General features: G+C 66.4%; 3 protein-coding genes. All 3 read right to left on the bottom strand.

Annotated elements, in window-relative coordinates; all coding sequences use genetic code 11:
• The coding region (locus tag CHB99_RS29135) for a neuraminidase-like domain-containing protein (protein WP_249299730.1) at positions 1-1,833 on the bottom strand (1,833 nt) is incomplete at its 3' end.
• Entirely contained in the window at positions 1,830-7,424 is a 5,595-nt protein-coding gene (locus CHB99_RS29130) for a Tc toxin subunit A (protein ID WP_042130560.1), read from the bottom strand. The genes CHB99_RS29130 and CHB99_RS29135, both read right to left, overlap by 4 nt.
• A gap of 221 nt (positions 7,425-7,645) precedes the next feature.
• Positions 7,646-8,251, bottom strand: a 606-nt coding sequence (locus CHB99_RS29915; protein WP_487379638.1) for a Tc toxin subunit A-related protein, incomplete at its 5' end; no start/stop codon positions are given.

The raw sequence follows: 8,251 nt of genomic DNA, 5'->3' as shown, positions 1-8,251 counted from the left end.
GTTGTGCAGGCGCCAGGCCACGGCATGCGGGATATGGAAGAACAGTTCCCAGAAGTAGCGACCGTTGGCGCCATGGAAGTCCATCAACTGCTTGACCCCCTCCCCCGGCAACCCCGTCTCCTCGATGTGCTGGGTATCCCAACTGAGCAGGGCATCCACCGACACCATCGCCCGGGCCACCAGTTCCTTGGCGAACAGGGTATTCAGGCGCACGTAGCGCAGGCCTTTCAGGCCCAGACTGCCCAGGTCGAGAAAATGCCCGCCACGGCTGGTGACCAACAGCGGGGCCGCGGGAACGGACGCTGGAAACGTGATGTCGTAATGGTTCCTCGACGTGAGCACTTCCTCCGGGAAGCCAACGGACACCACCAGGGGCTCGCGGTCTTCCAGGGGCTCGATATGCAAGTCGGTTTCCACCTTGCCGTTGAACGGGCGACTGTAGGTGACCTCCCAGAGCGTTGTCTGACCCCGATAGGCGGCAATGACGAAGTCCCCCGTATACGGCTGGTGGTAGCCCAACCAAAGGTCGGAAAGCCCCCGAATGCGAAGATGTGGCCCGCTGTCATCGAGTCCCATCCTGCAGTCCAGGTAAATCCTGTTGTTGAACGGACCGGCGATGACACGCTCGCCGCTCGGGTTGTTGCGCACCTGCAGCTGCATCGGCGCATCGGTCGCCAGCGGGTGGTGCAAGCCGTTCGGGGGCTCGATGAAGTGGTTGATACCGCTGACGATCCGCTCGATCAGGGTGCCATCGCCGCCGTCACTTTCCACCATCCCCTGGAACAGCACGTTGAACCGCAGGTCCAGGGCCAGCCCCTCGGCGGGGGTGCCCTTGATGGCAGTGAACCCGATGACGATCTTCTTCGCCTGCGGATCGGCTTCGTTGACGAAGGCAACCAGGCGGGGGTTCTGGAGGTCGCCGTCCTGCTCCAGTGCATAACTCATCGGCACCGACCAGGTGCCTTCCAGCGAGCGGTATGCCAGCTTCACCGTGTAGCGCGGGACTTCCTCCTGCAACCCAGGCACCTCGGCGCGGGCCGCGGGCACCGGACGCTGCTCGCGATGCCGCTCGACCCAGACCGCATACAGGCGGCCGTCCAGCACCAGCGGACGCATGAGCACCACGTCGTGCCCCTTGGGCACCGCCACCGGCATCCATTCGTCCCAGGCGGTGGGGCTCAGGTAGTCGTCGTCCTCGGCACGTCCCTCCTCCGGGTCGTCGAAATACACCGCGACCTTGCGCCAGAACCAGGCCCGCGGTTCGACGTTCTCGCGGCCGATGAAGTAGTAGTCGGCCTTGCGAAAATCCAGGCCGTCGATGTAGCCGCTGGTGATCTGCAGGTTGCTGATGCGCTCGAAGCGGTCCAGGTAATGCACCAGCGCCCGTTGCACCGAGTCCTTGGAGATGCGGCTCTGGTCGGTATTGCCAATGAACTCGCGAAAGGCCTCGGTCTGCTTCAGGCGCAGGCTCGGCACCAGGTAGTTTTCCGGATAGTCGAGCAGCTTCTGGTTGGCGCCCCACACCGAATACTCGCTCTTGGCGACGCGCCACTGCTCCTGCTCGCGGCCTTCGAGCATGCCCAGGTAGCCGGGTTCCATGCCGTTGAAGATGGCATGGATGTACTGCTGCAAGCTCGCTATGCCCATGGCGATACGGCTGGTCTCGACCTTGGCACTGACCTGGTTGTCGATCAGCAGGAACTCATAGAGGTCCTGCTCGGTGACCAGGCCACGGCCGGCGGGCACCGAGTGTTGCGGAACGATCTGGCCAAGGTAGTAGGCCACCAGGGCGTCGCGGTGATCCTCGGCAAGCCGGGCAAAGAGAGGATTCATGATTGCGCTCCCTTGAGCATGTCTTCGGAAATCGGGAAATCGCTTTGCAGCAGCCAGCGGCACTCCTTGCTCGCGAGGTTCAACGCGATCCTCAGGGTGCCAGGCACCGGCGTTGCCACCGCCCTGACCGTGGAGGCCAGCACCCGTTGCTGGTGGAACGGTGCCGAAAAGGTGATGCCGCCACCGTCGACCACGTTGAAGAAACCGTGCCAGTCCAGCGGGTAGGCGAACGCTCGCCCTTCGCGACGGGTGAATGTCGCCACCGCGTGAATCGTGCCCTGCTCGCTGTCCAGGCTGATATCCACCTCCGTCACCACCAGCTCGAAGACCCGCAGGTCCACGCGCCGCGACAGATAGGCCAGGCCGATTTCCGGCCCGTGCGGCAAGCGCGGTATCGCGCTGCCGGTGTGCACTTCCAGGCGGATCTGCCCCTCGGCATCGGTGGGCCCGCTGCTGTAGTGATCCACGCCATTGACCAGGATGTGCGCGGCCAGCAAGGGCACGCCCGCGATGGGGCCGTCGGCATCGTTCAGGCTCAGGTTGAAGTGATAGGTGCCACCATGGTCGACGATGAAGCCTTCGCCCTCTTCGATCAGCCCCGGGTCGCTCTCGGGCGTCAGGCTCAGGACGGCATCGCTGATGACCCGCTGCGCTTCGTGGATCGGCGACCCGGCGAACTGCACGCGCTTGCCCAGTTCCCCCAGCGCCTGGAACTGACAGCTGGCACCGAGCTTGCCGCTTTCTCCGCGGAAGGAAGCGGCGTGCAGCCAGAGCCCCTCCTGCCCGGGCGCGTAGGACTGCAAGTGCACGTCCAGCGGCTGTTTCGCGCCCTCCAGCGTCAGGCGAAGACTGCGTCCGCCCTCGCGCAGGCGCGGGGCAACATTGCCATTGCGCCGGCCCAGGCGCCCGGAAAGCGCAGCGCCGTCGCCAGGCGCGAGCGGTCCGCGGAAGAAATGCAGTTCGCTGCGGGCCAGGTCCAGCAGGTAGCGCAGACACACCCTCAGTTGCAGGGTGACACCGAGGTTGGAGCGTGCCGTGATGCTGAACTCGTTGCCATAGGGGTCGCTGTTTTCGAGGAAGGCCGCATGGGTGCAGTCGATCCGCAGTATCGCGTTGCCCTCCTCGTCGCTGACCAGCGGCTCGCCGAAGGCCGGCGTGAAGACCACGCCGAGGGTCTGCGGGTCCAGGCCATTGTCCAGGCTCAAGACCAGGCTGAACTCGTTGTCCACCGAACCGTCTTCGCGCAAGGCCTGGATCAACAGGTTCGACGACAAGCCGGGATCCACAGCGAACCGTCCGAGCGCGTCGTTGATCGGCACCATGCCGGGGCTGTCCGGTCCCTTCTTCGCGACCAGTGCGACATGGGGCGTGACCACGATCACCTTGAAATCGAACTGTTCGTCTTCGCGCAGGGAGCGCACGCTGATGGTCTGCTCACCCAACTGCTCATCCCTGAAATAGTGCTGGTAGCTCGCCGAACCGTCGGCGCTGGTATAGGTGGTCGCGAGCAATGCCTCGCCGGCGAACCAGTAGACGGGGTAGCCGGACGCGGCCGGCTCCAGGCGCACCCGGAAGGTCGCCGGGCGCGACTGGTTGATCTCGAAGTACTGCTGTGCCGGTTCCGCGTCCACCACCCGGGGCAGTTCATGCACCTGGGTCGGCGCCGACGAGAGCGTTTGCAACGCCGTGTCGTCGACGCTGGCATCGACGCTCAGGGTCACCTCGCCCGGGGCCGGGCTGAGATAGCCGATGCTGGCGATGCCTTCGGCATCGGTGACACTGGTCGGAGGGTCCACGTCGAAGCCGCCGAAGTCCGCCGACCACAGCACCGTCACCTGCGCCTGCGGGCTGCCATCGAGATTGACCACCCGGCAAGTGGCACGGGTCACCTGGGTGGCCGCCAGCGGACCGGCGAAACGCAGGTACTGGAAGTACGCGCGTTCGACGAAGGTCACCGGATCGTACACTTCGTGCTTGCCGTTCAAGGGCAGCGCGACCATCACCGTCGCCGTGCCGGACGACAGGCTGCGCAGCGACGCAGAGGCAACGCCAGCGGCATCGGTGCGGGTCTGCGGACGTTCGAAGGTGCCCAGGTCGGTGCTCCATTGGATAATCCGGTCGCGACCCGGGTTGCCATGGTCGTCCTCGATGCGGATGCGATAGTCGATGGCTTCGAGATTGCCGGCCAGGGCCTGCTCCGGTGCCTGCGCCTGGTCCTTCAAGGCCAGCGAGGCATCGTCGCAGTCGATCTGGATCAGCGGCGCACAGATCCGCCGGTCGAGCCCGAGCGAGGCGATGACCTGGGCGCTGCCCATCTCCTCGCCCGCGAGCAGGTCGACCCAGACCTGGCCATTGCCGTCGGTGGTGCTGGAAGACGGCGAATCCAGGCGCGACAGACTGGTTTCCCAGGTCACGGTGATGTTGGCCAGCGGCACGCCGAGGAAGTTCAGCACGGTCAGCAGGCAGCGGGCCTTGCCATCGGCACGTGCCACCAGGCGCTGGGTATCCACCACGATCCACGACGTCTCGCTCTGGCCCAGCTCGCCCTGGACCGGCGCCACCGGCGCCTCGAGCGCCGCGGTCAGGCTGCTCAGGGCGCCTTCGGCGGCCAGGCGATAGTCGATCCGGCTGCTGTTGCTGCGCAGCGCACCGAGTTCCACGGCCGCGGCCGTGCCCAATTGCAGGGTTTCGCAGGCCAGGCGCACGCGTACCAGGTGATCCATCTGCCGCACGCTGCCGATCAGGCCGTCGGCACTGATCCGCAGCGCGGTCTCGAGGATGTCGCGGATGCTGAAGCCGGTGAATTGCGCGATCTTCCCGGCCGCATCCTCGCGGATCAGGCGCAGGTCGTCTTCGCTGAGATCCTCTGGCAGGTCACTCACCAGCTTCAGGTAGTCCAGCAGCGCCTGCTCGGCCTGGCGGGTGAACTCCAGCAGATGGCGGTACTGCACCAGCAGGTGCAACTGGCTGAAGGTGATATCCGTGGCAGGCCCGTCGCCCTCCACGCCTTCGAACCACTCGCGATGCTGCCACCAGCAGCGCAACGCCAGCGGACTGAGTCCCAGGCGTTCGGCGATGGCCATGCGCTGGGTCAGGCGCGCGAGCAGCGCGAGGACATCGTCGCCCACGGGAATGGGCAAAAGGTCATTGCCGTCGAACAGTCGCAGGACCTCTTCAAGCAACTGGTAGCTGCTGCCACCGGCCCAGCCGAGCAGTTCCTGGCTCAGCTCGGCGCTGCCGCCGAACAGGTTGGCCAGGGCTTCCCAGACCAGGCTGCGCTGCGCCGAACGGGCGTCCATCACCAGTTGGAAGACCCGCACCAGCACGCTGGGGCCGTCGGGCAACTCGAGGTCGGCGACGACGACTTCCAGACGCGCGCGCAACGCTGCCTGGTAGGCGGCGTCGTCCGGGTCTTCGGCGCGATCGAGGATCAGCCCCTGCGCTGACACGAACGCCTGCAATTGCTTCAGCCACTCGATGTTCAAGGGCACGTCGACGCCGGTGGTCATCGGAATGCCGGCGTCGCGGAAACTTGCGTCACTGAGGATCGCCGGCGCCATGCGCCCGGCGATCTGCCGCAGCAGGTCCAGCTCGCGGTTGCTGGCCGCGGCCACCGGGGCCAGCGGCATCAGTTGCTGGTACAGCCAGGCGACATCGAGGTCGTTGTCGCGCAGCCATTGCACGGTATCGGTCAGCGCCTGGACCACGCTGAGGGTGTCGCTGAGGTCGCTGTGCTGGTACGTCGCCAGACGGGTCGTGACCAGCCTGGCGACGTACTGGTGCCCGCGCTCGCCCATCAGTTGCAGCAAGGCCATCGCCTCGACGCTGCTCAGCCCCAGCCAGGCGGGCAGGCGCGCCAGGCGATAGAACGCCGAGACCACGGCATGCGACCAGTGCAGGCGGTCCTCCACCTCGCCCGCGGCTTTCGCCGGTTGCCGCACCTGGGCGATGTAGCGGGCCAGGTACAGGTAGGTTTCGAAGCTGATGCCCAGCGCGCTGCACAGGTGATTGACCTTGCGGTATTCGATTGCGTTGCTCGGGACGATGGCGAACGGACTGTCATCCAGCACCAGCGGTTCGCTGAACAGCGTGGGGTCGTTGAACACCCGGTCGAACTGCGGCAGCGCGTTGCCCCGGGCATACAGCGCGACGCCGTGGAGCAGTGCGACGAAGTCCTCGGCGCTGACCTTGAAATCCCGCCGCAGGCGCTGGAACAGCCCCAGGGCACGCAGGGTGTTCTCGCTGATCTCGCGGCCGCGCCCGGCGCTGCCGTGTTCGGCGACCAGCGCCGCCTCGATCAGCTGGTCGGTCTCACCGAACGACAGATCGAGCCAGCGGGCCAGCCGCACCATGCGCTGGATGCGATCGAAATGGTCGTTGACCCAGTCGCTCAGGTGATGCTCGCCATCGACGCTGCTCACGCCCAACGCCGGCTCCTGGTGGGCATTGACGTAGACCGAGCCGAAACGCGCGGGCGTCGGCGCCGCCAGCCCGGGTACGTTGGGCGAGGCCACCGGGGCATGGCGCTGGATCGACAGCAGCGACTCGACGCCATCCTGATCCAGCCCGGTGCGCAGGCAGAAGGCACTCAGCGCCAGCAGCTCCTCCGCCTTTTCCACGCCGTAGTGGCGCGGGTAGAAGCCATTCTGCAGGTCATACAGCGATTCCCGCAGTCCGCTGCGCGGATTGACCCTGACCTGCACCGAGCGCGCGGCGACCCGGCGTGCGCCACGGGGAAAATACGCCGCCTCCAGGAGCAGCGCGCGCTGTTCGGGACCGATCCCCATGTCCAGTTGCAGCGCCTCGTCGGAGCGCAGCGAATGCAGCCCGCCACGGCAGAAATACGGAAAGTCCGGGTCCAGCTGGCGCACCAGCTCGCCCAAGCTGTAGCTCTTGCGCTGGAGGATCGCGTTGATCTGCGACATGTAGCGCTCGAACGGCAGGCCGAACGGATAGCGCGCCTCGAGCAGCGCATCGTCCGCCGAGCGCTGCGTCTCGTTGTGATCGTCGAGGTGCTTGCGCGCCGCGCTTTCGAGGATCTCGTTGACGATGGCGATGGTCGGCTCGACCCGTTCCAGGCTCTGGTTGTCGAGCAGCAGCCGGGCCAGGTCGGGACGCCGCTGGGCGAGCAGGATGGGGTCGTCCTCCTCGGCGTTGGCCATCGGCTCGATCACCTCGGTCACCCACTGGAACAGCGTGGTCAGGTAGGCCGCCGGCGAGGTGGTGGCCTCGATCGACTCGGGCGGGCAGTTATCGTCCCAGCTCGGCCTGAACAGGTTCTCGAAGGTCGGCCCGTCGACCAGCGTACGCAGGCCGCTGCGCCAGGGCTGGCGGGTTGTTTCGCGGGCGGTCAGGCGCTGCTCGCGGTAGTGCCGCGCCGCCAGCACCGCCAGGGCGCTGGCGCGCTGGTGCAGTTTTCGGGCTTCGTCCCCGGGCAGCTCGGGGGCCGCCTTCATCAGCGCCTCGACACTGCCGCGGGCGATGGCGAACGCCGAATCCAGGCCCGCCCGCAAGAGCTGCTCGACCTGCTCGGGACGATGCGCGATACGCGCCAGGGTGTCGCTGGGGGATGCTGTCGTGCGCCGGGCCATGGGCGGGATCTCCGTGGTTGCGCGGCAAGTCGCTCGCCGGTTCGCTGAAGCTAATTCAGCCGTGGCGATTGCCGCTACTGACAGAAATATCAGGTACCGGGGCGGCGCCACCCGCCCGCGGTCACACCGTTCAAGGCCGCGGTTCGGCCTCGTCGTCCGCGGGCGCCATGCCTTCGGTAATGACGAACTCGGTGGGTTCGACCATGTGCTGCCGGGGGACCTCAGTCCCCCAGCAGCGTCTCCACATGCTCGGTGAAGTCCGGCCCTCCGGACTGCGCCGTGTAGCGCACCTGGACGATGATGTCGGTCAGGCTCTGCAACAACTGCTGCTGACGCTGCGACTGATGCCGGGGGAAACGCAGCTCCCAGGTGGACAACGCCCCGGTGCCCTCGAACGGCAGGTAGCGCTCGTCGTTGAAGTCGAGCTGGAACAGGCCATGGTCGTCCAGCCCGCGAGACAGGCAGATGCTCTGGCTGGCCCGCGGGTTGTAGAGGATGTTGCTGGTATCGCTGTCCGGCTGGTCGTAGAGCGCATTCATCGCCCGGGGGTCGGCCTTGAGCACGGTACGGCTGGACACCTGGGTCAGGATCGCCTGCACATCCTCGTACGGACCGACCAGCGCCGGCAGCGACACCGAGAGGCTGACCACCTGGCGCAGGTAGTGCCCCGGATAATCGCCATCGAACAGCCGCGGAAGGAGTTCGAAATTCAGCTTGCCCTCCCCCAGCAGGCTCTCCAGCGCGGTATCCCAGTCCATGTCGGTGCCTTGCCGGCTGTCGAACAGCTGCTTCAGCGAGATCGTGCGTACCAGTTCCTGACGCCGCTC

Source organism: Pseudomonas japonica, from assembly GCF_900188455.1.
Classification (GTDB): domain Bacteria; phylum Pseudomonadota; class Gammaproteobacteria; order Pseudomonadales; family Pseudomonadaceae; genus Aquipseudomonas; species Aquipseudomonas japonica.
The sequence above is the reverse complement of the archived record's forward strand: the minus strand, read 5'-3'. Positions and strand labels throughout refer to the sequence as shown.

What these genes read in the sequence shown, in the direction of transcription:
- CHB99_RS29130 (WP_042130560.1), bottom strand. Translation starts at nt 7,424, where the DNA reads ATGGCCCGGCGCACGACAGCATCCCCCAGCGACACCCTGGCGCGTATC.